Origin of the sequence: Aquiflexum gelatinilyticum, from assembly GCF_024813435.1 — a bacterium.
In the GTDB taxonomy this organism is placed as follows: domain Bacteria; phylum Bacteroidota; class Bacteroidia; order Cytophagales; family Cyclobacteriaceae; genus Cognataquiflexum; species Cognataquiflexum gelatinilyticum.
Genome location: NZ_JANAEZ010000004.1, coordinates 31,051 through 56,696, shown reverse-complemented (window position 1 = coordinate 56,696; position 25,646 = coordinate 31,051). Strand labels below are relative to the sequence as shown.

Annotated in this window: 17 protein-coding genes; 3 read left to right on the top strand and 14 right to left on the bottom strand. The window is 41.3% G+C overall.

The features are described from left to right. Positions 1 to 74: 74 nt before the first annotated feature. The 5 genes from NK987_RS10650 to NK987_RS10630 all read right to left on the bottom strand — a co-directional run bounded on the left by NK987_RS10650 (position 75) and on the right by NK987_RS10630 (position 12,166). Positions 75 to 3,404: a VCBS repeat-containing protein gene (locus NK987_RS10650; RefSeq protein WP_259263832.1), complete on the bottom strand. Its 3,330-nt coding sequence runs from the start codon at positions 3,402 to 3,404 to the stop codon at positions 75 to 77. Beyond that, positions 3,394 to 3,981 (bottom strand): hypothetical protein, encoded by a 588-nt coding sequence (locus NK987_RS10645; RefSeq protein WP_259263831.1) that lies wholly within the window; start codon positions 3,979 to 3,981, stop codon positions 3,394 to 3,396. Before NK987_RS10645 ends, NK987_RS10650 begins: the two co-directional genes overlap by 11 nt. A gap of 211 nt (positions 3,982 to 4,192) precedes the next feature. Next, positions 4,193 to 7,495: a VCBS repeat-containing protein gene (locus NK987_RS10640; RefSeq protein ID WP_420841180.1), complete on the bottom strand. Its 3,303-nt coding sequence runs from the start codon at positions 7,493 to 7,495 to the stop codon at positions 4,193 to 4,195. Positions 7,496 to 7,612: 117 nt separating this feature from the next. Further along, positions 7,613 to 9,130, bottom strand: coding sequence for a RagB/SusD family nutrient uptake outer membrane protein (locus NK987_RS10635; RefSeq protein ID WP_259263829.1), 1,518 nt, complete (start codon positions 9,128 to 9,130; stop codon positions 7,613 to 7,615). A gap of 18 nt (positions 9,131 to 9,148) precedes the next feature. Continuing rightward, a complete protein-coding gene (locus NK987_RS10630) occupies positions 9,149 to 12,166 on the bottom strand; it encodes a SusC/RagA family TonB-linked outer membrane protein (RefSeq protein ID WP_259263828.1) in 3,018 nt (1,005 codons plus the stop codon). A 1,022-nt stretch (positions 12,167 to 13,188) separates the two neighbouring features. Here NK987_RS10630 and NK987_RS10625 point away from each other — a divergent pair. Beyond that, positions 13,189 to 13,989: an MOSC domain-containing protein gene (locus tag NK987_RS10625; RefSeq protein WP_259263827.1), complete on the top strand. Its 801-nt coding sequence runs from the start codon at positions 13,189 to 13,191 to the stop codon at positions 13,987 to 13,989. A gap of 110 nt (positions 13,990 to 14,099) precedes the next feature. Here NK987_RS10625 and hemE read toward each other — a convergent pair whose 3' ends face one another. From hemE to truA, 6 genes are all read right to left on the bottom strand, one after another. Next, positions 14,100 to 15,125, bottom strand: a complete 1,026-nt coding sequence (gene hemE, locus NK987_RS10620) for a uroporphyrinogen decarboxylase (protein WP_259263826.1) — start codon at positions 15,123 to 15,125, stop codon at positions 14,100 to 14,102. A 195-nt stretch (positions 15,126 to 15,320) separates the two neighbouring features. Next, positions 15,321 to 15,854: a hypothetical protein gene (locus NK987_RS10615; protein ID WP_258425163.1), complete on the bottom strand. Its 534-nt coding sequence runs from the start codon at positions 15,852 to 15,854 to the stop codon at positions 15,321 to 15,323. Positions 15,855 to 15,947: 93 nt separating this feature from the next. Continuing rightward, the gene (locus NK987_RS10610; protein ID WP_259263825.1) at positions 15,948 to 16,469 is read right to left on the bottom strand and encodes a hypothetical protein; all 522 of its coding nucleotides are present in this window, start codon (positions 16,467 to 16,469) and stop codon (positions 15,948 to 15,950) included. A gap of 67 nt (positions 16,470 to 16,536) precedes the next feature. Then, positions 16,537 to 17,118 carry a hypothetical protein gene (locus NK987_RS10605; RefSeq protein WP_258425161.1) on the bottom strand — a complete coding sequence of 194 codons (582 nt, stop codon included), beginning with the start codon at positions 17,116 to 17,118 and terminating at the stop codon, positions 16,537 to 16,539. 188 nt (positions 17,119 to 17,306) lie between these two features. Beyond that, complete coding sequence (locus NK987_RS10600; protein WP_259263824.1) at positions 17,307 to 19,082, bottom strand: ABC transporter ATP-binding protein; 1,776 nt, start codon at positions 19,080 to 19,082, stop codon at positions 17,307 to 17,309. A gap of 13 nt (positions 19,083 to 19,095) precedes the next feature. Continuing rightward, a complete protein-coding gene (gene truA, locus NK987_RS10595; protein ID WP_259263823.1) occupies positions 19,096 to 19,848 on the bottom strand; it encodes a tRNA pseudouridine(38-40) synthase TruA in 753 nt (250 codons plus the stop codon). 105 nt (positions 19,849 to 19,953) lie between these two features. Here truA and NK987_RS10590 point away from each other — a divergent pair, with 105 nt between their 5' ends. Further along, positions 19,954 to 20,433, top strand: a complete 480-nt coding sequence (locus NK987_RS10590; protein WP_259263822.1) for a DUF4293 domain-containing protein — start codon at positions 19,954 to 19,956, stop codon at positions 20,431 to 20,433. 88 nt (positions 20,434 to 20,521) lie between these two features. Beyond that, positions 20,522 to 21,625, top strand: a complete 1,104-nt coding sequence (locus tag NK987_RS10585; RefSeq protein ID WP_259263821.1) for a trans-sulfuration enzyme family protein — start codon at positions 20,522 to 20,524, stop codon at positions 21,623 to 21,625. A 172-nt stretch (positions 21,626 to 21,797) separates the two neighbouring features. Here NK987_RS10585 and NK987_RS10580 read toward each other — a convergent pair whose 3' ends face one another. From NK987_RS10580 to NK987_RS10570, 3 genes are all read right to left on the bottom strand, one after another. Further along, a complete protein-coding gene (locus tag NK987_RS10580) occupies positions 21,798 to 23,336 on the bottom strand; it encodes a YifB family Mg chelatase-like AAA ATPase (protein ID WP_259263820.1) in 1,539 nt (512 codons plus the stop codon). 78 nt (positions 23,337 to 23,414) lie between these two features. Continuing rightward, a complete protein-coding gene (locus NK987_RS10575; RefSeq protein WP_259263819.1) occupies positions 23,415 to 23,780 on the bottom strand; it encodes a hypothetical protein in 366 nt (121 codons plus the stop codon). 32 nt (positions 23,781 to 23,812) lie between these two features. Continuing rightward, on the bottom strand, positions 23,813 to 25,645 hold the full coding sequence (locus NK987_RS10570; RefSeq protein ID WP_259263818.1) for an ABC transporter ATP-binding protein: 1,833 nt from the start codon (positions 25,643 to 25,645) through the stop codon (positions 23,813 to 23,815). Between the last annotated feature and the right edge of the window lies 1 nt (position 25,646).

Genomic DNA, 25,646 nt, shown 5'->3' with positions numbered 1-25,646 from the left:
TAAATAGGCCGATGGTTTCAAATCAAAATTTCTAAGCTTCAAAACTTTGTGTCTTTGCGTCTTTGCGGGAAAAATCATTTCTCTATTTTCCAAAATTCCACGGGTTCATTGTTTTTGACTACCATCAAGACTTTCTTTCCTTTCAGATCTAGGATTTTCAAATCTCTGATTTCACCATCTAATCTTAGACCATGTTCTCTGTTTGTCCAATAGTCAAATGTGCCGTCTCCTTTTCCAATCAATACTTCTCCATAGCTTCCGTCATATTGACCTACTTCAGGTTTTGCACCTCTCAGGTTTCCTCCCATGATAAGATCCGGATTGCCATCGCCATTTAGATCTGTGATCAAAAGGGTATACATCCACGAGCGCTGCGCAAATCTAGGTAATGGTTTCATTTCAAATTTCCCATTTCCCTGATTCATCAATACTGCCGAGGAAAGGAAATTCACTTCTTTGACAACCGCAGGAGACAATTGTTCTGGAGTAAAGATATCCTCCAAAGTTTGGTTATTGAATGAGCTGTATTTCAGGTATCTTTTTTTGATTCCAGGTAGCTGACCTTCGAGTTGGTGCTTCAGTGTGAAAGGAACATGTTTTTCACCTTGCTTTTTGACATAAACGTGTTCTACAGAACCGTTTTGGTCAAAGTCGTTGACATACATTTTGATCGGACTTTCTTCAGAGGCTTTGAATCGGGTGTTCAATCCATGGTTTGCCAAGGCAAAATCCGGCTGACCATCATTGTTAAAATCTCCCACCAAGATCGCCTGATACCACCCTTTATACCGGTTCATTTCAGGCATTTCTATTTTTTCAAGCTTATTGCCTGTATTTCTAAAAAATGTCGGGGCCATCCATTCACCCACTATCACCAAATCCATTTTCCCATCGCCATCGTAATCGACCGCAGCGGCATCGGTAACCATTCCCAAATCTTTCAATTGGGGGGCAAATTGTGCCGTCCCGTCCGTAAAATTCCCTTTTCCGTCATTGATCAAAATAGATGAGTTGGGATTGACTCCATAAACAAATGGTACCAACCTCGATCCAGCAAAAAGATCCAATGCCCCATCGCCATTGATATCTAAGGTTCTGATGACCGAAGTGCTGTTGGTCAAAAACTGTAAGCCACTGTTTTCGGATTTGCTAAAATTTCCCTTTCCGTCATTCAAATACAATCTATCTGCCAGATCCGGTGAACCGAATCCGGATTCATTGCCTCCTGATGCCACCACCAAATCAAGACTTCCGTCTCCGTTTGCATCGAAGAAAACGCCACCGCGATCTTCAGAGAATTTGTCATTTTCAAACACTTTCTGATTGCTTGGCTTAAAATTTCCATTGGCATTTTGGATAAAAAGCTGTCCGGCAAATCCTTTGGCTCCACCGATGAAGGCGTCATCAAGGCCATCTCCATTGACATCTCCCCAAATTGCTTTTGGACCTTCGGTAGAAATCATGTGGTAGGTAAGTCGGTCACGGTCAAAATCTACCATGAGATTTTCCTGATGGGTATAGTTCAAAATGGTACTGGGATCAATTTTGGAGAAAATCTGACTTGCAGGCTTTTCAAAAAAGGCAGATCCTTCCGTTGCTTCTTTGGCATCTTCCCATTCCAAAACCAAAGTGGTATCAGAAGCTACATCATTGAGCAAGGTAATTTTTCCGTCCGGCCACCTGACTTGTACTTCATTGAGCCTACTTATTTTTCCCAAACCGAAATTCAATCTTGGATCCACTGAAGATTGAAAACCCCTATTGGGCATCTGTTCCAGATAAAAAACCTGTTCACCAGCTACCAACCTCACCTGGGTGCCGATGGCAGCAGTATTTTTGTCCTTACCGATAAGTTGGATTTTAAGGAATGAATTCTCGGGTTCGAATTCTTTGGTCCTGTTTTTATAAATCAGGACCTCATTGTTGACATTGTTGATGACAAGGTCCATGGCGCCATCGTTGTCAAGGTCACCATAAGCTGAACCGTTGGAATGGATCGGATCTCCCATTCCCCATTCGTGGATGACATTTTCAAAAACAAGGTCTCCTTTGTTTTTGAATGCGTAGTTAGAGATTGGATTGATGGGCATCGGGTCTACCAATGCTTTGTAGTTTACACCGGCTTTACTGATGATTTTCTGTTTGGTTTCATCATTGTCGATGAAATTGAGGTAATCCAGATCCGTCAAGTCCTTATAGATACCATTGGCCACGAAAATGTCTTTCAAACCATCATTGTCCATGTCAAACATCAATGCTGCCCAACTCCAATCTGTCGCTTCCACATTGGCCAGTCTTCCCATATCCGAAAACGACCCATCGCCATTGTTGATATGGAACATGTTTCTCGTGTATTGGTAGTGGTAATCGTGTTGGACATTGAATTGGAACTTGTCATAGCTCTCAAATGTCGTGATCTGTTTGAGGCGTTCTGACGGCTCGGGAAGCATCTCTGTGACAAATATGTCCAAATGTCCGTCGTTGTTGATATCGGCGATGTCAGCCCCCATGGAGGCTGCTGAGATGGCACGCATGTAAGTGGTCAGTCTTTCAGTAAATGTTCCGTCCTGATTGTTGATGTAGAGATAGTCCCTTTCAAAGAAATCGTTGGAAATGAAAATATCCATCCAACCGTCCTGATTGACATCACCGATGGTGATACCTAACCCAAATCCGATGGTACTTCCATATATCCCCGCTACTTCAGAAACATCTGAGAATTTTTCACCGTCATTTCTGAATAATTTATCACCACCGACAGGATCTCTTTTTGGACGTTCATTTTGCATTTTATTGAAGCTTCCGATGGATTGGTAGCTGTTGTTGAGTAAGTAGACGTCCAAGTCCCCGTCATTGTCATAGTCAAAAAATACTGCATGGGTAGAGTATCCTTGATCTGCCAAGCCAAATTCTTCGGCTTTTTCTGTGAAAGTGCCGTCTCCGTTATTGATAAATAACTCATTCTGTTTGTTATCGCCGGCAATATCTCCTGAATTGCAGACATATATATCCAAATAGCCATCGCCATTGACATCTGCCATGGCCACGCCTGTGCTCCATGCACGGGTACCGGCTACTCCTGCGGTTTCAGTGACATCTTTGAACTTAAAATCGCCCTCATTCAGATAAAGTTTGTTTTCCCCCAAATTGGCCGTCAGGTACATGTCAATAAGACCGTCGTTGTTGACATCACCCAAAGCTACTCCACCACCATTGTAGAAATTTCGGTAGGTGAAAATATTGAATTTTTCATCAAATGGAAGGTCGTTCCGGAAGTTGACGCCTGAGGTAGAGGATTCGATTTTTTCAAATAGGGTTTCCTTTTTTTCAGATTCAGATGGCTTGCAGGAGGCAAATGCCGCGATGATCAAAAAGGAAACAGAGAGGGATTTATTAAGATGCATCTTCTACTTTTTTTGTCATTTCGGTGATATCCTTTACACGTAAATCAAGGATTTCGACCCGAATGGTATTGATATTTTTTTTAAAGACTCTGATCAATCTATTTCCGTCTATTTTGACCATAGCACTTATTTTTTTGTCTTTGTCAGAAACTTCAAAAAATCCATCCCCATACCAGGATTCCAAAAGATCAACTACATCGACGATTAATTTTTCGTTTGTAAATTCCTCATTTCCCGGAAACCACTGTGTATATCCAAACTCCATGGGCATGAAAAATAGCTTGTCTTCTTCAAATTCAGGGTAAAAATTCATCACAACACTTTTTCCCGAGGACACTTTTGGCAGGTATTGGATCTGAAGGTAATGGTCACCATTTACCAAAATCCCATTTTTGTTGTGTTCCCAACAGGTGCCATAGAACTCTTTACGGCCCATTCCAAAACGGATATCCAAAAAAAGATCTTCCTCAATTTTCCCTGAAGTGAGTTCTCTTTCTTTTACCAAATCATATTCAGTCTTTGGTTTGCATGATAATGCCAAACCCAAAGCGAAGAATAATATGAATACTCTGATCATTAATTTTTGATTCTAAATTTTAAACCCTTCTTTTTTACTTCTTGAAAGAAGCTTCTTTCTTTAATAGTAAGGTGAATTTACCTTTTAGCAAATTCTTTTGTTAACCGCTTTATGACAATGAGATAAAAGATTGACTATCCTTCTTGATTCGGGCAGGCCTTACAATTAAACTTTTACTTTTAATCTTTTAATTTTCATCTTCTCTTACACCTCATTTTACCATTTCCATAACAACCGGCACATCATTATTCCTACTGATTACAATTCTAATTCCTTTTGAAGTTTTGATGTTTTTGATATCCCTGATTTCTCCTCTTACAAAGAATCCCGATTGATTGGCAGGAATCAAGTGGAGGTCTTTTTCATTTGATCCTGTTAGGTGCCATCCATAGCTTCCCATATTGATCCCCAATTCAGGTTTGATCCGGCTTTGGTTTCCTCCAAACAGCAAATGGATTTTTCCTAAATCATCCATAAAGGAATGGATGGCATAGACAGGGCTTCGTTGGATGGTGTAGGGCAGAAATGCTTTTACAAATGTACCATTTCCCTGATTGATAAACAGGCTTGTTTCCAAAGTATGTACATTCAGGACCATGTTTCGGGACAATATCTCTTGAGGGAATAAGTCCTCCAATCTTTTGCTTTTGTAGGAATCATAAGTCAACAATTGCTTTCGCAATGCAGGTAATTGCTTGATTAAGGTGGATTTCAAAACCAATGGGTAGGTGCTGTCACCTTCGTATTGGGTAAGGATTTGTTCGACGCTTCCGTTTTGATCGTAATCATTGATTTGTAATTGCAATGGTTTTTCAGAAGAAGCCTGAAGACGTGTATTGGTTCCTGAATTTCCTGCTAGAATATCAGGCAACCCGTCTCCATTGACATCTGCTACGTGGAGGGTATTCCAAAGACCGCTGGTTTTGTCTAATCCAAATTCAGAGGAAGCATCATAATATTTTCCACTGGCTTTTTTAAATACTTTGATTCCCATCCACTCCCCGACAATCACAATTTCGGCTATCCCATCCCCATCCAAATCCCCAATCCATGCTTCCCTTGTCATTCCGATATTCTTCAATTCCGGAGCAAACTCCATGGTTTTATCCACAAAAACAGCATTCCCCTGATTTTCCAACAGTGTCACATCACCGGGTACACCGTAGGCAAAAGGCACTGTTCTCGTCCCGATCAAAAGATCCATTTTTCCATCTCCGTTGTAGTCAAAAGCCTTTGCAAAAGAGGAACTCTGAAAAACCATCGGAAGGCTTTCTTTTGTTTTGGAAAAATATCCTTTGCCATTGTTTAGGTAAAGCCGATCCAGGTAATTCATGTTGAAAGCACTGAATTCAAGACTTCCGCTCACGACATAGAGATCCAAGTCCCCATCCCCATCCGCATCAAAAAACAATCCGTCGACATCTTCAGCGACTGAATCTGTCTCGAATTTTTGATGAATTTGAAAATCTCCAGAGGGCTTTTGAATATAAATGGAGGAGGCTTGACCTTTTGCACCGGGAAGGAAAAGGTCATCGAGTCCATCTGCATTGATGTCACCGATAGCTATTTTTGGTCCTTCATTGGAAATCATATGAAACCTCAGCCTGTCCCTGTCAAAATCTATAAAATCGCTTTCCTGATGTTTCCATGGAAGTTTGATGGAAGAGGGTAAGAGGAGGGGATTTGTGACCGCTTTGACAAATTTCCAATCTTCAGTCGCTGTGGAAGGATCCAATACCAACAATTGATCCGGTAATACATCGGTTATCTTGGTGGCTTTTCCATTTGGCCAAAGGACGATCACAGAATCAATTTTCTCTACCTGACCAAGTCCAAAATGAAGCTTGTGGTCTACGGAAGACATATAGCCTTTGACTGGATTGTGCTCTGCAAAGAACAGATCATTTCCGGCAAAAAGAGTCACTTGGGTTCCGAATTGACCCTTGAGATCAAATTGGAGAAAATGGTTTTTGTTGATTTCCCTGCTGTTGTTTTTGAATATGGAAACCTCACCGTTGAGGTTATTGACCACCAAGTCAAGGTCACCGTCATTGTCCAAGTCAGCATAAGCAGCGCCTGTCGAAAAAGTCAATTGCTCCATTCCTGATTCAGCAGCAATGTTTTTGAACTTGAAATTGCCCTCGTTATGAAACAGAAAGTTCATCTGTGGATTAGAAGGAAATTCATCAATCATCTTGGTCAACAAAATACTGTCCCGCTTGAATTGGGCAATCAGGTCCTGGTTATTGACATAATAGTCGACATAATCAAAATCTGTAAGGTCTTTGACTATTCCGTTTGCCACAAAAATATCTTTCAGCCCGTCATTGTCAGTGTCAAAAATCAAAGCCCCCCAACTCCAGTCGGTAGCATGTACGCCTGCCTGTCTGCCTATTTCCGAAAAATGAATCTGATTACTGTTGGGTTGAAAACCAAGATTCCTTTGTAAGGTGTTTCGGGTAAACTGATGGAAATACCCACCTGCAACGTTCGCTTGATACTTGTCCCATTCCTCAAATGGAGTTTTGGTCTTCAACCTTGCCATGGTAGCCGGTAGCATTTCAGTGACAAAGACATCCTGCCAACCGTCATTGTCCAGGTCGGCGATGTCAGCACCCATAGAACCCATGCTGATTTCAGTCATCATGTCTTCGAGAGATTCGCTAAAGGTACCGTCGCCATTATTGATGTAGAGGTAGTCTTTTTCAAAAAAATCATTGGAGACATACAAGTCCGGCCAAGTATCCTTATTGAGGTCAGCTACTGTTACACCCAATCCATAACCTATGGCAGAACCATAAATACCGGCAGATTCGCTTACATCGGTATATTTTCCACTGTCGTTTCGGTAAAGTTTGTTCCCTCCAAATGGATCTCGGATATTTCTCTGTCCGATCCTTAGGTCATTTACACCTATGGACCTGATGGAATTGTTTAACAGGTACATGTCCAAGTCACCGTCTTTGTCATAGTCAAAAAATACTGCATGCTGGGAAAGCCCTTCATCGGCTATTCCAAATTCTCTTGCACTTTCGGTGAATGTCAAGTCACCGTTATTGATAAAAAGTTCATTATAACGCTGAGTTCCACCCAAAGGGCCGGATTTACAAACATATATATCTAGCCAACCGTCAGCGTTGATATCGGCCATGCTTACTCCGGTCGACCATATTCCCTTTACAGCCAATCCTGCTTTTGCGGTAATGTCTTCAAATTGAAAATTTCCTTTATTGAGGTATAATTTATTTTCTTGTTGGTTTCCGGACAAAAAGATATCAACCAAACCGTCATTGTTAATATCACCAAGGGCTACACCTGCCCCATTATAAAAATTTCTAAAAAGATAAGGATTGAATTTTTCGTTATATTCTAGGTTATTGTTGAAGTTGATTCCTGTCAACTTTTTATCCATCAGTTCAAAAAGAGTTGTTTTTTCTTCTCCCTTTTTTGCGCAGGAAGAAAAGAGGAGTAAGCCAATTAAAAAAAAGAAGATGTTATGTGTCAGTGAAGACATTTTGGAAGGGTTAATATGCGATTGGGTTCTGTTTTCTAATCCGAAGGTATCCATTAAATCAAAAAGAAGTGCACGGATGTGCACTTCTTTTATCATTGTAATATCAAAATATTTGGATTAATATCCAGGATTTTGTGTCAGGTTTGGATTAGCCTGAAGCTGTCCTTGAGGAATGGGGAACAATGTTCTGAAGGGCTGAGAAGCAGGCTTCTCCCACCATGCAGCAGTGTATTTTCCGAATCTAATCAAATCAGATCTTCTTTGGCCTTCAGCAAAGAATTCTTTTCCTCTTTCTGCCAATAAGATATCAGCATCCAAAGTAGTCAAAGCAGGCGCTGAAGATCTTGTTCTGATCTGATTTACCAAAGCAATGGCGTCTGCGGTCCTTCCGAGTTTCCATGCGCATTCTGCTTTCATCAAGATGACATCACCATATCTGAAGATCGGGAAGTCGTTGTTCAAGCTGTTTGCAGATCCAAGTGGAACTTCAAATTTGTTGATTCTGGTTCCGGCTTGTCTGAAAGCATTTGGAGCCAATTGATTGATTTCAGGAGTAAAGTTTACAACGGGTCCGTCAGGATCTCCAGCTTCAGCGGAGGCATCTATCAAGTCAACTCCTGTAGAGGATCTTTGGATTCCTTCTCTCAAAGAACCTTTTCTTAAGTCTCCTGCTTCAAAGCTGTTGTAGAATTCTTCCAAGGCTGTATAACCATTCCATGGCTGTTCTACCAAGTTGAAAGTAGCTTGGTTGACATAATGGAATGTCATGTGGTGGATATTAAAACCACCTGCATTGTTTGCGTCATAAGGAAGAGTAAACATATTCTCAGTTGAATTTGCATTCGTAGCTGAGAAATTTTGGAAGAAATTAGGAGTCAAACTGTACTGACCTGAATTGATGATTACGTCTAAAGCAGCTTCAGCATCTGCCCATCTTCCTTTGGAAGGATCCAATACACCTGGAGTAGTACTCAAATAAACTTCAGCATTTAAATAAAGCTTGGCCAAAATCATGTGGGCGGTCCAATAGTTCAAGTTGGTCTTCACATTGGTTTTTGGAAGTAAATCCACGTTGTCTTTGATGCTGCTTTCAATGAAAGCGAAAACTTCAGCCCTTGTATTTTGGGCAGGGTTTCCACCTCTGTCAGTTTCCACAATGATTGGCACATTACCGAAGTTGTCAATCAACCACAAATAAGCCAATGCTCTCAAAACTCTCAATTCTGCACCCAAAGCTTCCACTTCAGGATATTGCTGCAACAACAAGTTGGTCTCACCGACGATTCTGAAGCAATATTGCCAAGCACCGTTGTAAGCACCGTCACCCACAGCCCATGTATGTCTGTGGTTTCTTAGCCAAATACCACCATCTTCCCAGTCAGCACCTTTTTGAGGAATTGCCAATTGGTCAGATGAAACTTCATTGATACTGTACAAACCTCCGTGACCTCCCCAGTTGCCGACTACGGCAGCATAAGCAGATTGCTTCAGTACTTCAATCAACTCCGGACGCGTGCTATTTGACAGGTCTTCCTGGGTTACACCCGTCAGAACTTCCTGTTCTAATTCCCAGCATGATCCCATGGTTACTGCCACGAGACCTCCAACAAATAATGATTTAATTGATCGTAACATATTTATTTTGAGTTTATGTTATTTTAATGTAAAGGTTAAACCTGCGGTCCAGGTTCTAGGCACGAAATAAGTATTTCTTCTTTCAATACCGGGCGCTAATGGATTTCCATCATCTGTCCATCTAACTTCAGGGTCTACACCTGAAAACTGAGTGATCGTGAAAAGGTTTTGAACACCTGCATACAACCTGAAATTGCTGATTGCAGCAGATTTGACAGGAAGGTTATAGCCCAACTGCAAGTTGTCCAACCTTACAAAGTCTCCTCTTTCCAAATAAAGGTCAGAGAATGTTGGTGTAGATGTAACAAGTGGGTTGGTTGGCGTATTTTTGGTCACAACAGAGTTCCAAGTATTAGAAGCGCCATCAGCATTTTCATAGAAACCTCTGAAGGAGTTGTAGATCAAGTGGCCAACACTACCTCTTAGTAAGAAATTTAAATCCCAGTTTTTGTAAGAGAATGAGTTAGAGAAACCAAAGTCAGCCGTAGGAAGACCATTTCCTAAGTTTTCAAACTCTTCAGGTCTTTCGGTGCTTAGGATGTATTCTCCGTTTTCGGTCAAGCCCAAAAATTTCGGTCCATAGAAATTACCGATTTCTTCACCTACTCTGTTCCAAACGATCTCGTTGTTGTTTTGTCCAGGAGATCCTGGTGTTGCCTGACGGATTTCAGGAAGACTGATAGAACCAACGCCTATTCGATCGATAGTTGTTCTTCTATAGATCGTGAAATTCGCAGAAGGATTCCAATTGACAGCACCCAATTTTATATTATTGACATTTACTAAGAACTCAAAACCTGCACTTGAAAGATCAGCGATATTCGCCCAAATGGTGTTGGCGGTGTAGAAGTTGCCAGGAAGGAATTCATTTGGAGCACCTACAGGAACTTGTGTGTTGAACAACAAGTCAGAGATGTTTCTTCTCCAGTAATCCATCGTACCGGTTATTTTGCCGTTCATTAAGGCGTAATCCAAACCAAAGTTCAACTCCTGCGTGGTTTCCCACTTCAACTGAGGGTTAGGGTTTGAAAGTTGGTTAACTCCCACAAATACAGAGTTGATTGGCTCTGCAAGATTCAAAGGGATTCTATTACCGTTACCGAAGATACCCAAAGCCAATGTTGGGGAAGGAGGTAACTGACCTACAACACCCAAAGAGACCCTTGGTTTGAATTGGCTGAATGGTCCCATGTCCAAAACCTGAGTCAAATCAGCACCCGCTGTTACTGCAGGGAAGATACCAGTTTGGTTTTCTTTACCAAATCCTGAATAAGTCTCAGCCCTTACTGAGGCAGAGAAGAAATAAGTATTGTTGTAGTTAAAGTTTGCCCTTCCAAATACAGAATTCAAAACCGCTCTAGTAGCAAATGAACCCATGCCTGTGCCCGGACCGAATCTTAGACCACCTGCACCTAGGTTGTTTGCACCTTGGTCAAATAGAAATCTTGAAGATGAAGCGTTAAAACCGTTTTCATTGAAGATCTGGGTTTCAGCACCTCCCAAGAACGTGAAATCCATTTTGTCAAAAATTTCATCTTGGAATCTGATGGTACCATTCCAAATGCTTGTAGTTCTGTTAAATAAACTTTGGCCCGCAGAACCACTTCTACCAAAACCGACATTATAATCCTGATAAGAGAAAAACTCTGTGGAATTGACTGACAATCTATCTTCTGAAAATTGTGTTGCGATGATAAATTTATCACTCAAGTCATATTCCATTCTGTAAGAGTAAATGGCACTTTTGATATCATTAGTGAATTTTTGCTGATTGATTAATGCCACCGGATTGAAATAATCAAACAACGGTCTTTGGAAATAACCACCAAAATCCCTGTTTGCATTTGCAATACGAGTATCTCTGTCGACAGTTGATTCACCTGTGCCGATAAAGTCTCTTTCAAAGATAGGAGCAGTTGGGTTGTAAATAGTGGCATATCTTACAGCCTCTCCGTTTACGTCAGTTGTATTTGTCTGCGTATAAGCCAATCCCATATTCATTCTCAACCTGTTTTGCAATGCACCATGGTTCAAGTTGAAACGGGTGTTGAGTGTTTCCCTGTTAGTTCCTTTTACGATACCGTCGTTATTACGGTAGTTGACAGAAGCAAGGTAGTTGGTGTTTTCAAAACCGCCTGTTACAGAAGCATTAACTGTTCCGTTCAAAGCAGTCTGGGTAACTTCATCTCTCCAATCGGTTCTGGAACCATAATCTGTACCTCCTCTTGCCACGAATTCCTCCGGAGAAAGAATAGGAATCAGGTTGGTAGGAACTTCAACTGCACCAAAAGTATTGATGGTGACATTGGAAACACCTTTTTTGGAAGAACCCTTTTTGGTAGTAATCAAAATCACACCGGCAGCACCTCTTGTACCATAGATTGCAGCAGCAGATGCATCTTTCAATACGTCAAAAGATTCGATGTCATTTGGATCGACCGCATCAATAGAAGCACCGATGACCCCATCCAATACGATCAAGGGAGACTGCGTAGCACCGAAAGAAGAAATACCTCTCAATCTCAAAGTAGGCTGTGAGTTGGGGTTACCACCTGCACGTGTCACAGAAAGACCGGCTACTTTACCCTGAAGCAATTGGGTTGGGTTAGGGAAGTTACCACGGTTGAATTGCTCTGTTCCGACGTTCGTAACAGCTGAAGTGATTTCCTTCTTGTCTTGTGTACCGTAACCGATTACAACAGCCTCCTGCAAGCTTTGGATATCCTCAGCCAATTCGATGTTGAATACACTTTGGTTTCCAATCGCTACTTCTTGTGCCGTAAAGCCAACGAAAGAGAAAACCAAAGTAGCATCTCCCGGCTGTACGTCTAATTTAAATTTTCCATCCAGGTCAGTGGTGGTACCTCTTGTAGTACCTTTAACCAGAACTGTTACTCCCGGAAGGGGATCTCTTAAGGTAGCATCCAGGACAGTTCCTGATACCTCCCTGCCTTGAGCAAATGCCGAGGCAATACTGAAAATCATCAGTACTGAAACCATAGCAAAAGCCTTTAGTTTTTGTAAATAATTTCTCATAGGGTTTGTTGTTTTGAAAAAAACGAAATTGTTTATGTAGTTGATTTCAATTCTAAATTGAATGTTTAAATTATATTTTGCAATTTTTAACAAATGGCCATTTGGGCTTTTGGTCAAATGCCTGTTAACAGAATAATGTTATTTTTTATTAATCGTTAACAAAATCTATTTTTACAAATAGAATCAGCAACCGAAAACGTTTGAATTTTTCGAATACTTAAAATTTTTCAATTTTATTAAAAATGTGAAAATTGGCTGTTAAAATTAATCGTTTGGGTAAATAAACAGGATGCTGTACCATATTACCATTGAGCAAGCTTATTTTTGCATTTGGGGTTTTTAAGGTCTAAATCATCAATAATCAGGAATTTACATTGGTTTTATTTTGATCAGCTTTTGGCAAGATTGAAGTGAAAAAACGTCCGTTTTATCGAAGGAAATTGGAGAAAGAAAAGCTGAGAAATTGAGGTGACAAGCCTTGTTTTTCTAGGTAAATTTTTGATAGCAAGTCCTAAATATTTATGAATCATTTGAGGGAAAATCAGGTGAATTTCCTATAGAACCTGGTCAAAAAATTTCCCTATCTCTATTTTAACTGAGGAGTTTTATATTTTTTTGTTGTTATTTTTTCTTTAATTGATGCAACTTTTTTATTCTTATCTGTATCTTAGCCGTATGAAGGTTTTGGATACTAAGAAAAGAAACCAAGAACGAAAAAAATGGGTGCTCGTCTTCCTGATTTGCATTGGTACCGCTTTTTTTTATTCCAATCAATCTTCCAAAAACACCATGGCATACCAACTTTTTAATCCTTTCTATGCTTGGAGTAATGGTGAGGGCAATCCAATTAGGAACATTGTTACCAAATTTATTCCCCAAGAAATTCCCGATAGACTCAAGGAATGGAATTAGATTTTTTGTTTCAAGAGGTAAACATTTTAACCCCTGAAAGACTTCTTACCTTTGGATTTTAATTTGCTAAAATCAAAGAATATCAGCCGTTTAATCCATTTTAAAACATAATGCAGCTACAAGACATCTATATTTATCCCATCAAATCACTTGGAGGCATCAGGTTAGAAGAATCTAAACTGGAAGAGAGGGGATTGAAATTTGACCGGAGGTGGATGTTGGTAGATAAAGAGGGGATGTTTCTGTCCCAAAGGACTTTTCCTGAAATGGCACTTTTACAGGTAGAGGTTGGGGAACAAGGTCTTTTGGTTTTCCATAAAAAAGACAACGTATATAGGATTCAAATTCCGTTTCTCCCCCAATCTGAAATTTTTAAGTCTGTTCAGGTATGGGAAGATGAGGTAATCGGTCAGATAGTGGGAGAAAAAGTCAGCAAATGGTTTTCAGAAATCCTTGAAATGGAATGTGATTTGGTCATCATGCCTGAATCCACTAAAAGGAAATTGTCTCCTAAATATGCGGTCAACAATGAATCTGTTGGTTTTGCTGATGCCATGCCATATCTCTTGATCGGTCAGGCTGCATTGGATGGACTCAATTCAAAGCTCAATAAAGCTGTCCCCATGGACAGGTTCAGGCCGAATCTTGTTTTTTCGGGAGGGATACCTTTCGAAGATGATGCTTGGGACAAAGTCCAAGTAGGGGAGGCTGTATTTAAAATCACCAAACCCTGCGCCCGCTGCGTGATGACGACTGTCAATCAGGAAACTGCCGAAAAAGGCAAAGAACCCTTGAAGACCTTGGCAACATTCAGGACTTTTGACAATAAGGTAATGTTTGGCCAAAATATGCTTTTACTTAAAGGAGACAAGATTAAGGTAGGGGATGAATTGGTTCCGTTTTCGAAATAGGGATAGCGTAATCGGGTCGCCCCCTTACAACTCCGCCGGCCTAATTTTGAGTCCATTTTGATCATTGCGAAACCTTTGCGTCCATTGCGGTAAATAAAGTTTCCTTATGATTAGGAATAATTTTTCACTGTCTCAATAAACACTTTTACCATCTCGGGATCAATGTCGGGATAGACGCCATGTCCAAGGTTTGCGATGTGCCTAGTCCCTTTGAATTGGTCCATCATCAGTCTCGTGGCTGCTTCCACTTCTTTGGCAGAGCCATAAAGTGCAGCAGGATCCAAATTTCCCTGCAAGGTTTTATTGGGACCGATGATATCTCTTGATTCAGCTATCCCCATATTCCAATCCAATCCTATGGTGTCGCAATTCAGCCCAGCCATTTCTTTTCTTGCAAAAAAAGCACCTTTCGCAAAAACCGTTGTCGGTACATTTTGGATGGCATCACAGATCTGGGAGATATAGGGAAGGGAAAACTCCAGGTAATGGTTTGGAGGTAAGATTCCCGCCCAACTGTCAAATATCTGGATAAGGTTAGCACCTGCCGCAACCTGTGCTTTCAGGTAGTTGATCGTGCTGTCAGTAATCATCTGCAGCAGTTGATGGGAAAACTCCGGTTGTGTATAGAGCATTGCCCTGGATTTGGAAAAAGTCTTGCTTCCTGACCCTTCGACCATGTAAGCAAAAATCGTCCATGGCGCACCGGCAAATCCAATCAAAGGAACCCTGCCGTTCAGCGCTTTTTTAGTGATTTTGATCGCTTCGATTACGTAGCTGAGGTCATCCACGCCGTCAGCAATTCTCAGTTTCTTTAAGTCAGAAACATCCTTTACAGTCTCAGGAAACCAAGGTCCACGCTTTTCCTGCATTTCATAGGGCAATCCCATGGCTTCAGGGATCACCAAAATATCTGAAAAAATAATTGCCGCATCGACGTCCAAAATATCCACCGGCTGTATGGTCACTTCTGCCGCCAATTCGGGTGTTTGAGCCAATTCAATAAAACCACTCACGCTTTCACGGACTGCGCGGTACTCAGGTAGGATTCTTCCGGCCTGACGCATCAGCCATACGGGTGTTCTTTCTACTTTTTCGCCTTTTGCGGCACGGATCAATAAATCATTCTTCAATAGCATGCTGCAAATATAGAATCCCAATTTGAATTAGGAGGTAAGGAATTAAAAACTTCTAATAGACTTTGGTGGTGTATGGTGTCAAGCGGACAATATTATTTTTTAGGCACTCTCTATTTTAATTCTCCTACTTACGCAAAAATGAAAAACTATGGATTATAAAAGTAAAAAAGCCTCCAATTTGGAGGCTTTTTAAATTTATTTTCTTGCTTCGAGTTTCACAAAATCGCTTTCGGAAAGTCCAAGCATTTTGACCACTCCTTCATAATCATTGTAATCAATCCTAGAACTGAAATCCGCCGGAACAACTACCACCCTGAATCTTTGGTTTGCAGTCCAATCTGTTCCCAACAGGCTAGGATCGAAATTTGTTTCTAAAAAGACGCTAAAATCATCTTTGCTGAAATCATAATTATAGATCAAAGTACCTTCATCAAAAAGGACTGTCTGAGGCAATGCCCTCCAGATTGTATTGCCATTGGCTGTTTCCCATCGGACATACATCAAGACCACATCGCTGTCAAAAATTGGCGGCTGAAAATCAAAGACAGCCAGATAGTTATTTGCAGATGTAAAATTGACATTCACTTCAAATGCCTCAGCAACTATATTAACTCCTGCCTGACCTTGTGGTCCTTGAGGTCCCGGTACCCCCGGAGGTCCTACAGGTCCTACACAGGCATAAATGGTAGCCAAAGCTCCCACTAGTAATAAAGAAAGTAATTTTCTCATAATAATTCTGGTTTAAAATTTTGAATAAAAGCTAAGAAAGAGAAATTTCAATTTGATTTGTTTCAACTCAACGAAGTAAAATTGAAACAGGTTTTATTTTGTGTTTTTTATCCCAATGACTTTGACTTCGTCGAGCCCGACAATCTGATCAATAAATACCACAGGTTCAGGCAAGCTATTTTCTTTTGCAAAGACAATGATTTTGTTTTTGATTTTCAATGGGCTTGGCATTACAAAACGATGGGCAGTAATGGTGGCAACAATTGCATTTTCATTTGAAAATGAAATGGTTTCAAATCCGGCAGTATCAGGTATCCATTTGGAATCCAGACCTACAAAAACCTCCATTGTATCCAATTTTCCTGCAGGTTCAGAATAGTAAATGGTATAAAGTGCAGCTCCCGGATTGTTATTCTTGATACTTTCAATTTCCTGAAAGGCCTTTGTAAGCTTCTCATCTTGGGGGATTCCTTTGAAATTTTTCCCAACCAAATTAATTTTCATACCCTCGACAACCTCAAGGTGGACTTCATTGAAGCCTCCCATTTTATTGAAAACATAAAAACCAATTGCAGTCAATAAAATGACAAAAATGAGAACAATAGTTTTTTTCATGAATGGGATATTACTTGGATGATATTAAAAAAGGTTTTCATAAGGTTTTTCCTTAAAGGTAGTTAGATCAAAATAAGTACCGGACTCCGATTGCGCCTTGCAGCCTAAAGTGCCCAAAACGGTCCAACAATTCCATAAAGAAACCAACTTCCCCAAAAACACTGATCGGGGCTTCATCAAAGTAATACTCCGCGCCGCCAAATGCCTCAGGGCCAAAATCCATATTTCTTCGTGTTTCTCTAAGCGTCGCCTGCGAAATGGAAGAATCTGTAAAGGCGTAATCTACCAATACAGAACGAAGCTGAACACCAGCCCCTGCATAGCCCAACAAGTAACCTGAACCGATATTGAAATCATCCGAGAAGTCCTCATGATATGCTCCGCGGAAATTCAATGACCAGGTGTTGGAGGTACTGTGGCCTACATAAAATGCATTTGGGCTTGGCCTGTTGTTGTCAAAATCTCTCCGGTAATATTGACCGCTGTTGGGTCCGACTCTTCCGACCATTCCTTCCAAGGAAATTTTATCATCGATAAAGGTTTTGTAGGTAATTGAAAATGGTTCTCCAAATCTAAGACCGATCCCCGGTTCCTGAGCAAAAGCAAATAACGGTAACATGGCAAAAGCCAAAACAAGCAACTTTTTCACTGTGTTTTTATTTTTGGTTTAGTTTTTCTTTTTAGATATGAGACATGAGACGTGCGATTTGGGACACAGGATTCAAGACATTCCGGAATCTTACCTTTTGCCCAAACCATCCGTCACCGGACATCGGACCATTTTTTGATTCCCACCTTCCTAACTTTTCAACTTCTCAACTTCCTACCTCCCAACTTCTAACCAATCGCCATCGACTTCAACTGCATCTGATGGAGTTTGGAGTAGTAGCCTCCCAATTCCAAGAGCGACTCATGGGTTCCGGTTTCCTTGATCTCACCTTGGTGAAGAACCATGATTTTATCCGCTTTTTGGATGGTCGAAAGCCTGTGGGCAATTACAATGGACGTCCTGCCTTTCATCATTTTAGAAATGGCCTTTTGTATCATTTCCTCAGTTTCGGTATCCACCGAGGAGGTAGCCTCATCCAAGATGATGATTTCAGGATTGTAGACGATTGCCCTTACAAATGATATCAGTTGTCGCTGACCAACTGAAAGTGTGGCGCCCCGTTCCATGACATTGTAATCCAGACCTCCGGGAAGTCTTTCAATAAACTTCTTTGCACCTACCAATTTGGCGGCTTTCATAACTTCCTCCCTCGTAATCTCAGGATTCCCAAGGGTAATGTTATTCAATATCGTATCTGAGAAAAGGAAAACATCCTGCAATACCACGCCTATATGTTTTCGCAAAGTACCTAGTTCATATTCCTTGATGTCAGTGCCGTCAAGTGTTATTTTGCCCTTGTTAATATCGTAGAAGCGGTTGATCAGGTTGATGATGGAAGATTTTCCAGCTCCGGTGGCCCCGACCATGGCGACTGTTTCCCCGTGTTTTACTTCAAAATTGATATTTTTCAAAACCCATTCTTCGTCGTTATACGCAAACCAAACGTTCTCTAATTTGATGTTTCCCTCAATTTTTTCTGGCTTGAACTTTCCTTCATTCGGGATTTGGTCATCGCTTTCAAGTAGTTTTAAAATCCTGGAGGAACTTACTACCCCCATCTGCAGGGTATTGAACCTATCTGCAATCATCCTTATTGGTCTGAAGAAAAGCTGCAGGTACATAATAAAGGAGATCAGGATCCCGATTTGGATTTCCATGTCAAATACCCCCGTTGCGCCATACCACACCACTACACCTGTACCGATCGCCTGTATGATTTCAGCGACAGGATAGTAGATCGAATAATACAAGACCGACTTGACATGCGCTACTCTATGTTCTTTGTTGATCTCTTTAAATTTATCGTATTCCCTTTTTTCTCTATTAAAAATCTGAACAATATTCATGCCTGTGATATGCTCCTGCAAAAACGAATTCAGGTTGGATACGGCATTTCTGACGTCATTGAAGGCTACTTTGATTTTCTCTTTGAAAATATAGGTGGAAATAATCAGGAGTGGCAAAGTACTCAAACTCACCAAGGTCAGTTTCCAATCCACATAAAACATCACAGCCAGAATGGTAATCAATTGCAGCAAATCCCCGATAATGGCTGCCAAGCCTTCACTGAAAACATCAGCAAGAGTTTCTACATCGGATACATTCCTTGTCACCAATCTGCCTATCGGTGTATTGTCAAAAAACTTCAACCTCATTTTAAGCAAATGACGGTAAAGTTTGATCCTGATGTCCTTGATAATCACCTGCCCGATCCATCCTGAAAGGTAAGTATGCGCAAACTGTACCAAAGATTGCAGCAAAAGCAGCACAATCAACAGGTAGATGATATTCAGCAATCCTTCACTATCCCCAATAGCCACATAATCATCGATGGCTATCTGGATAAAATACGGCCTTGTCGGTGCCAATACTGCCATGGCGATGGTAAGGAACACCAAAAAATAAAAGCGGCCTTGGTATGGCTTGACAAACTCGTATAGTTTCTTTAATACCTGGGCGTCAATGATGTCACCACTTTTGATATTTTCTTTTTCCAGGCTCAAAATATTTCAGTATTTAAATAAATATATCTTCGTGATAAACAACCCTGCAAAGGTATAGACCTTGGGCAGGAGAAGCAGATTTTGCCTGACTCCGGTCTTTACTGTCCAAAATTTCTTGAAACCGCCCACAATCCAATCTGCCTAAACCCACTTGGACCAAAGTCCCTACAATCGCCCTCACCATTCCACGCAAAAATCTGTTGGCAGTTATATGAAAGAGCAATTGATGGTCATTTTGTTCCCAATACGCTTCTTTTATTTTACAATTAAAGTGGTTGACATCGGTATGGACTTTCGAAAAGCATTGAAAATCTTCATGGTCCAAAAGCAATTTTGCGGCTTCATTCATTTTGTCAATGCAGGGCTTGTGGTATACCAACCAAGCACTTTCTTCTTCGAATGGGTCTTTGCGCAAAGTAATGCGATAAAGGTAGCTTCTCCACCTTGCATCAAATCTGGCATGGGCATCATTTTTCACTTTAAGCAAAGAATATACCGCAATGTCTTTTGGAAGGACGCCATTGATGCGTTTGACAAAATCCTCTTGGTCAAGGTTTAAATCAGTATCAAAATGCGCAAACTGCTGAGAAGCATGTACACCTGTATCCGTCCTTCCACTTCCGGTAAGGTATGAAGGCTGTTTCAAAATCACAGAAAGCGCTTTTTCCATTTCTGCCTGCACAGAATGGGCGTTTTTCTGGAATTGCCAGCCATGATAATGTGTCCCGCGGTAAGCGAATTCTATAAAATACCTTTGGATTTCCATTTTACTGTGCAAAGATATTATTCGGAGGCAAATAAAAACCACCTTTTATACAAACCTTGCGATTCAAAAAATTACCCCGTTTCTTTGTCAAAATTTAAAATCAAAATGATACAACGCATACAGACCATATTCCTGTTTCTCGTGGCAGTAGCCATGATATTGGTAATTTCCTTCCCGATCTGGCAGCAAGTCAACCCAAGTCAGACGCAATTGATGACCCTCACTGCCTGGAATCTGACGACATTAGATGTTGCGAGTCAGGAACCTGTGGATACTTCCTCCAAGATTTTTATTGGCATTCTTGCCGTCATTTCTGCAGGGATTGCAATTTTCAGCTTGATGCAATACAAAAACAGAACCAAGCAGATGTTTCTCAATATGGTCAATTCTTTTGTGATGGTGGTCAATGTCGGACTCATTATTTGGACCACTCACACAGCCAATGCCCTCATCAATCCCGAGGTCAACGGTGCTTTTGTGACCGGGTTTTGGGCGATTTTCGGAGGAATGATCTGTAACCTGCTTGCAAATAGGTTTATTCGAAAGGACGAAATGCTCGTCAGGTCTGTGGATAGGATCAGGTAAAATTACCATATACATAATCATACAAAAGCCGGCGGTTGATTTCGCTGGCTTTTGTTTTTATAAATACTAAGTTTGAAAAAAAACAGCCATGAGACTCGAAACACTAGCCATACACGCCGGAAACATCATCACGGATTCCCAGCAACCTGCTGTGCAACCGATCACGACTTCTACCACTTTTGTACACCATGAAGGTTCCGTGATCTATTCCAGGGCTAACAATCCCAACAGGATGGCTTTGGAAAATGTATTGGCCAAACTGGAACATGGCGAAGATGCGGCTGCTTTTTCGTCAGGAAATGCTGCTGCTTTGGCAGTTTTTCAGGCTTTGGAACCGGGAAGCCATATCATTGCACCGGACGACATGTACCATGGAATCCACCGTCAGTTGGTGGAGATATTGAAAGGAATTGTGGAGGTAAGTTTTGTGGATCTGGCAGACCTGGAAATGGTCAGGGCAGCTATTAAACCCAATACCAAACTCCTTTGGATCGAAACCCCTTCCAATCCTTTGCTCAAAATTACAGACATCCGTGCACTTGTGGCAATAGCAAAAGAAATCGGGGCGAAAGTGGCCTGCGACAATACTTTTGCAACACCTGTTTTTCAAAATCCAATCCTTCTCGGGGCAGACATCGTCATGCACAGCACCACCAAATACCTTGGAGGACACAGTGATATTTTGGGTGGCGCTTTGATTTGCAAAAAAGCAGATGATTTTTGGCAAAGAATCAAAATGATCCAACATGTTGGAGGGGCAGTCCCTTCTCCATTTGATACCTACCTTCTGGTCAGAAGCATCAAAACCCTGGCTTACCGGATGAAAGGCCATGCGGAACATGCGGGCATTATTGCCGAATTTCTTTACAGCCATCCCAATGTGGAGGAAGTTTGCTACCCTGGATTGAAATCTCACAAAAACCATCAAGTCGCCGCTTCTCAAATGTCAGGTTTTGGTGGGATGCTTTCTTTTATGGTCAAAGGCGGTGCAGCAGAGGCAGACAGGGTAATTTCAAAGTTGAGATATTTCACCAACGCCACAAGCCTCGGAGGAGTAGAAAGCTTGGTCGAAAGAAGAGCGGCGGTCGAAGGACCGGATTCTAAAACACCCTCAAATCTGATTAGAATGTCAGTGGGTTTGGAACATTTGGATGATTTATTGGAGGATTTGAGTCAGGCCTTACAAGAATAAAGGCTGTTCAGGACAGCCTTTATATTTTTGAAACGGTAAGCTAAAAAAGGGCGACCAACACAACTGTTTCGTATGCTTAGTAAATAAAATAAAATTTTTTTAATTCGTGAAATTTTTAATCCATTATTTTCTTATTCATCGAAATTTTACCAAAACTTAATTTGGCAATAGATTAACCTGCCCAACCCTCTCTATCCAGACTTCTGTACTGGATTGCTTCGGCAAGGTGCTCAACTTTGATGGTTTCACTTTGATTAAGGTCAGCAATAGTTCGGGATACTTTCAGGATCCTATCATATGCTCTTGCCGAAAGACCAAGTCTTTCCATGGCTGTTTTAAGAAGTGCTTTGCCTGCCTCATTGATCTGACAGACTTCTTTGACCAGGTGTGACGGCATCATGGCATTGCAATATACTTCAGGGTTGTTTTTGAAGCGCTCAATCTGAACTTCCCTGCCAATGATAACGCGCTCTCTAATGGATTTGCTGTTTTCCGTTTTTCGGGTGGAGGTCATTTCTTCAAACCGTACCGGTGTGACTTCCACGTGCAGGTCTATCCTGTCCAAAAGCGGGCCGCTGATTTTGTTCAGGTAACGTTGCACAATTCCGGGACCGCAGACACATTCCTTTTCGGGGTGGTTATAATAGCCACAGGGGCATGGATTCATACTTGCGATCAGCATAAAATTGGCTGGAAACTCTACTGAGACCTTCGCCCGTGAAATCGTCACTTTCCTTTCTTCCAAAGGCTGACGCATCACTTCCAACACAGTACGCTTGAACTCCGGCAATTCATCCAAAAATAATACTCCGTTATGTGAAAGGGATATTTCTCCTGGTTGGGGATTGCCTCCACCGCCGACCAAAGCGACATCACTGATGGTGTGGTGTGGAGATCTAAAAGGCCTGTTGGCAATCAAAGAAGCGTGCTTTCCAAGTTTTCCGGCTACGGAATGTATTTTGGTAGTCTCCAAAGCTTCTTGTAAGGAAAGCGGTGGGAGGATAGAGGGAAGTCTTTTGGCAAGCATGGTTTTTCCTGCACCGGGAGGTCCGATCATGATGACATTGTGCCCGCCGGTCGCTGCGATTTCCATCGCCCTTTTGATGTTTTCCTGTCCCTGCACATCTGCAAAATCAAACTCATATTGCTCCAGAGAATTATAAAATATATCCCTTGTATCAGTTACCAAGGGTTCAATTTCCAATTCACCTTCAAGAAATTTGATTGCCTCTTCCAAGGTATTGACTCCAATGACGTCAAGTTTATTCACTATGGAAGCTTCTGAAGCATTTTCTACAGGGAGGATAAACCCTTTGAATCCTTGTTTTCTTGCTTCAATCGCAATCGGTAAAGCTCCTTTAATGGGTCTCAAGTTGCCGTCAAGTGAGAGTTCACCCATGATGATATAGCTTTCCAATTCAGGAAAAAGCACTTGTTCGGAAGCTTTCATAATCCCCAAAGCGATGGGAAGGTCATAAGCTGAACCTTCTTTTCTGATATCAGCGGGAGCGAGGTTGACTACCATTTTTTGCCTTGGCATGCGATAACCGAAGTATTTGAGCGCAGATTCGACACGCTGCTGACTTTCCTTTACAGCTGAGTCAGGTAATCCTACCATAAAAAAGCTCGTTCCTTGTCCGACATTGACCTCTATGGTGATGACTTTGGCATCAACACCCGAAACAGCACATCCAAAAGTTTTTGCGACCATTGTATTAAAATTAAGGCAATAAAAAAAGGAAACCTATTGGGTTTCCTAAATTAGCTATTTACTGCAAATATCCTTTAGTTATTTAAAATTTTGTCTTTTGCGAAGCACTGAGGCCTCTCTTTCTTCTTCTATGCTATCTAATTTCTTCTCAATGTTTTTAAGCTTTATGCCTTGTTCAAAGTCATAGAGTTTTGCTTTCAGTTCATTTTTCTCTGTTTCTTTTTTTGAAAGTTCTGCTTCCAAGTTGTTTTTTGCCATTGTACTGGTGCCCCAAGAAATCAAGAAAAGCAATAATCCAATCAGGAGAAAATTGACTACCAAAGTCGGGGTCAGTTCCTCGATTTTTAAGATGCCTTTAATCTTGTCAAATAACAGGAAAATGACCAACGCTATCGCAAAATAGAGAGTGGTAACAAGGTGCGAGATTTTATCTATTTGTTTCATATGATTGCTGAATTTAAGTTATTCCAAATTTATTAAACTGACTGCATTGTAGAAAGTTTCTTATATAATCCTTCTTCCAAAATGAGTTCTTGATGGGTTCCACGCTGCACGATCTGCCCTTTTTTGATCACAAGGATTTCATCTGCATGTTGGATGGTACTGAGTCTGTGGGCGATTACCAATGTTGTACGGTTGGCCATCAGATTGGTTAGGGCTTCCTGTACCAGTTTCTCTGACTGCGAATCCAAAGCCGAAGTCGCCTCATCCAATATCAGGATCGGAGGGTTTTTCAATACCGCACGCGCAATGCTGAGTCGCTGCCTCTGACCACCTGAAAGCTTTGAACCACGCTCTCCGATAGAAGTCTGGTAACCGTTTTCCAATTCGACGATAAATTCATGGGCATTGGCAATCTTGGCAGCTTCGATGACTTTCTCCTCGGATATTCCTTCAAGCCCAAAGGCGATATTGTTGAATACAGAATCGTTGAACAGTATCGATTCCTGCGTCACGATTCCCATCTGTTTGATCAGAGAATTGATTTCTATGGCTTTCAAATCCACCCCATCCAAAGTGACTTTCCCCTCTGTCGGGTCATAGAATCTTGGAACCAAATCTGCAATCGTTGATTTTCCTCCACCGGAAGGACCTACCAAAGCAATGGTCTTTCCTTTTTGGAGAGTAAAAGAAATATTATCCAACACCTTTTCCTTTTCATAGCTGAAAGAAACATGGTGAAATTGTACAGCATCGGTAAAGGTGTCGACAATAATGGGATTCTCTGAATTCTTGATTTCGCTAGGCGTATCGACTACTTTGAAGATCCTGTCGGCAGAGGCCAAACCCCTTTGTATGCTGCTTGCCGCCCGGGAGATTTCCTTGGCAGGATTAAGTACCTGCGTAAAGATGATGATGTAGGTGATGAAATCAGAGGCGCTAAGGTCAGAGCTATTATTCAGGACTAAGCTTCCTCCATATACCAGGATTCCAGCTACTACTGATACACCGAGAAACTGGGAAATCGGCGAAGCCAATTCGTTTTTCTTGGCCATTGAAATATTCACATCGGAGTAATAATCAGTCTCCCCATCAAACTTGCTTCTGATGTATTTCTGTGCACCAAATGCTTTGATGACGCGCATGCCACCTATGGTTTCATCCAATATATTGACAATCCTTCCAAGTGATTCCTGGCTTTCGACTGCCTTTTTTTTCAGTCTTCGTGTAATCCCGCCGATAATTGCCCCGGAAATCGGAATCACCAATATCGTAAACAAAGTCAGTTTAACTGACATGAAAAACAACACTGCAAAGTACAGGATAATGGTTACCGGTTCTTTGAAGACGACCCTGAGAGATTGGACAATGCTGTTTTCCACCTCTTGGATGTCGTTGGTCATCTTGGACATCAGGTCGCCTTTTCTCTCATTGGAAAAGTACCCGATGTGCATCCTTGACACCTGCTCAAAAATCGACATCCTCATTTTCTTGATGACTTCTGCTCGGACCTTTGCCAAAACTACTCCGGAGAGGTAAGTGAAAAGGTTGGCAAGAAAAACAGAAATAACGATGATGATACAGACATAGACCAAAGTCCCAAACTTGCCATAAGCCTCTGAGATCTGATGGAAATAGTAATTGAAAAGGGTCAGAAAATAGTCAATAGAGAACGAAAAATCAGGCTTGCTGAGGTATTTGCTTATGTCCGCCTGCGGTGCCTGCTCGAAGATGACATCAAACAAAGGCTTCAGCAAAGTGAAATTCATCAGGCCAAAAATGATGGCCAAGAGTGTATATAGGACGTATATCGGAAAATACCTGCGGTAAGGCCGGGCATAAGACAAAATACGGAGGTAAGTATTCATG

Coding starts and splice junctions, on each gene's coding strand:
- NK987_RS10575 (WP_259263819.1), bottom strand. CDS start 23,780: ATGAAACAAATAGATAAAATCTCGCACCTTGTTACCACTCTCTATTTT.
- NK987_RS10590 (WP_259263822.1), top strand. CDS start 19,954: ATGATACAACGCATACAGACCATATTCCTGTTTCTCGTGGCAGTAGCC.
- NK987_RS10650 (WP_259263832.1), bottom strand. CDS start 3,404: ATGCATCTTAATAAATCCCTCTCTGTTTCCTTTTTGATCATCGCGGCA.
- truA (WP_259263823.1), bottom strand. CDS start 19,848: ATGGAAATCCAAAGGTATTTTATAGAATTCGCTTACCGCGGGACACAT.
- NK987_RS10570 (WP_259263818.1), bottom strand. CDS start 25,645: ATGAATACTTACCTCCGTATTTTGTCTTATGCCCGGCCTTACCGCAGG.
- hemE (WP_259263826.1), bottom strand. CDS start 15,125: ATGCTATTGAAGAATGATTTATTGATCCGTGCCGCAAAAGGCGAAAAA.
- NK987_RS10640 (WP_420841180.1), bottom strand. CDS start 7,495: ATGTCTTCACTGACACATAACATCTTCTTTTTTTTAATTGGCTTACTC.
- NK987_RS10630 (WP_259263828.1), bottom strand. CDS start 12,166: ATGAGAAATTATTTACAAAAACTAAAGGCTTTTGCTATGGTTTCAGTA.
- NK987_RS10635 (WP_259263829.1), bottom strand. CDS start 9,130: ATGTTACGATCAATTAAATCATTATTTGTTGGAGGTCTCGTGGCAGTA.
- NK987_RS10580 (WP_259263820.1), bottom strand. CDS start 23,336: ATGGTCGCAAAAACTTTTGGATGTGCTGTTTCGGGTGTTGATGCCAAA.
- NK987_RS10610 (WP_259263825.1), bottom strand. CDS start 16,469: ATGAAAAAAACTATTGTTCTCATTTTTGTCATTTTATTGACTGCAATT.
- NK987_RS10645 (WP_259263831.1), bottom strand. CDS start 3,981: ATGATCAGAGTATTCATATTATTCTTCGCTTTGGGTTTGGCATTATCA.
- NK987_RS10615 (WP_258425163.1), bottom strand. CDS start 15,854: ATGAGAAAATTACTTTCTTTATTACTAGTGGGAGCTTTGGCTACCATT.
- NK987_RS10585 (WP_259263821.1), top strand. CDS start 20,522: ATGAGACTCGAAACACTAGCCATACACGCCGGAAACATCATCACGGAT.
- NK987_RS10625 (WP_259263827.1), top strand. CDS start 13,189: ATGCAGCTACAAGACATCTATATTTATCCCATCAAATCACTTGGAGGC.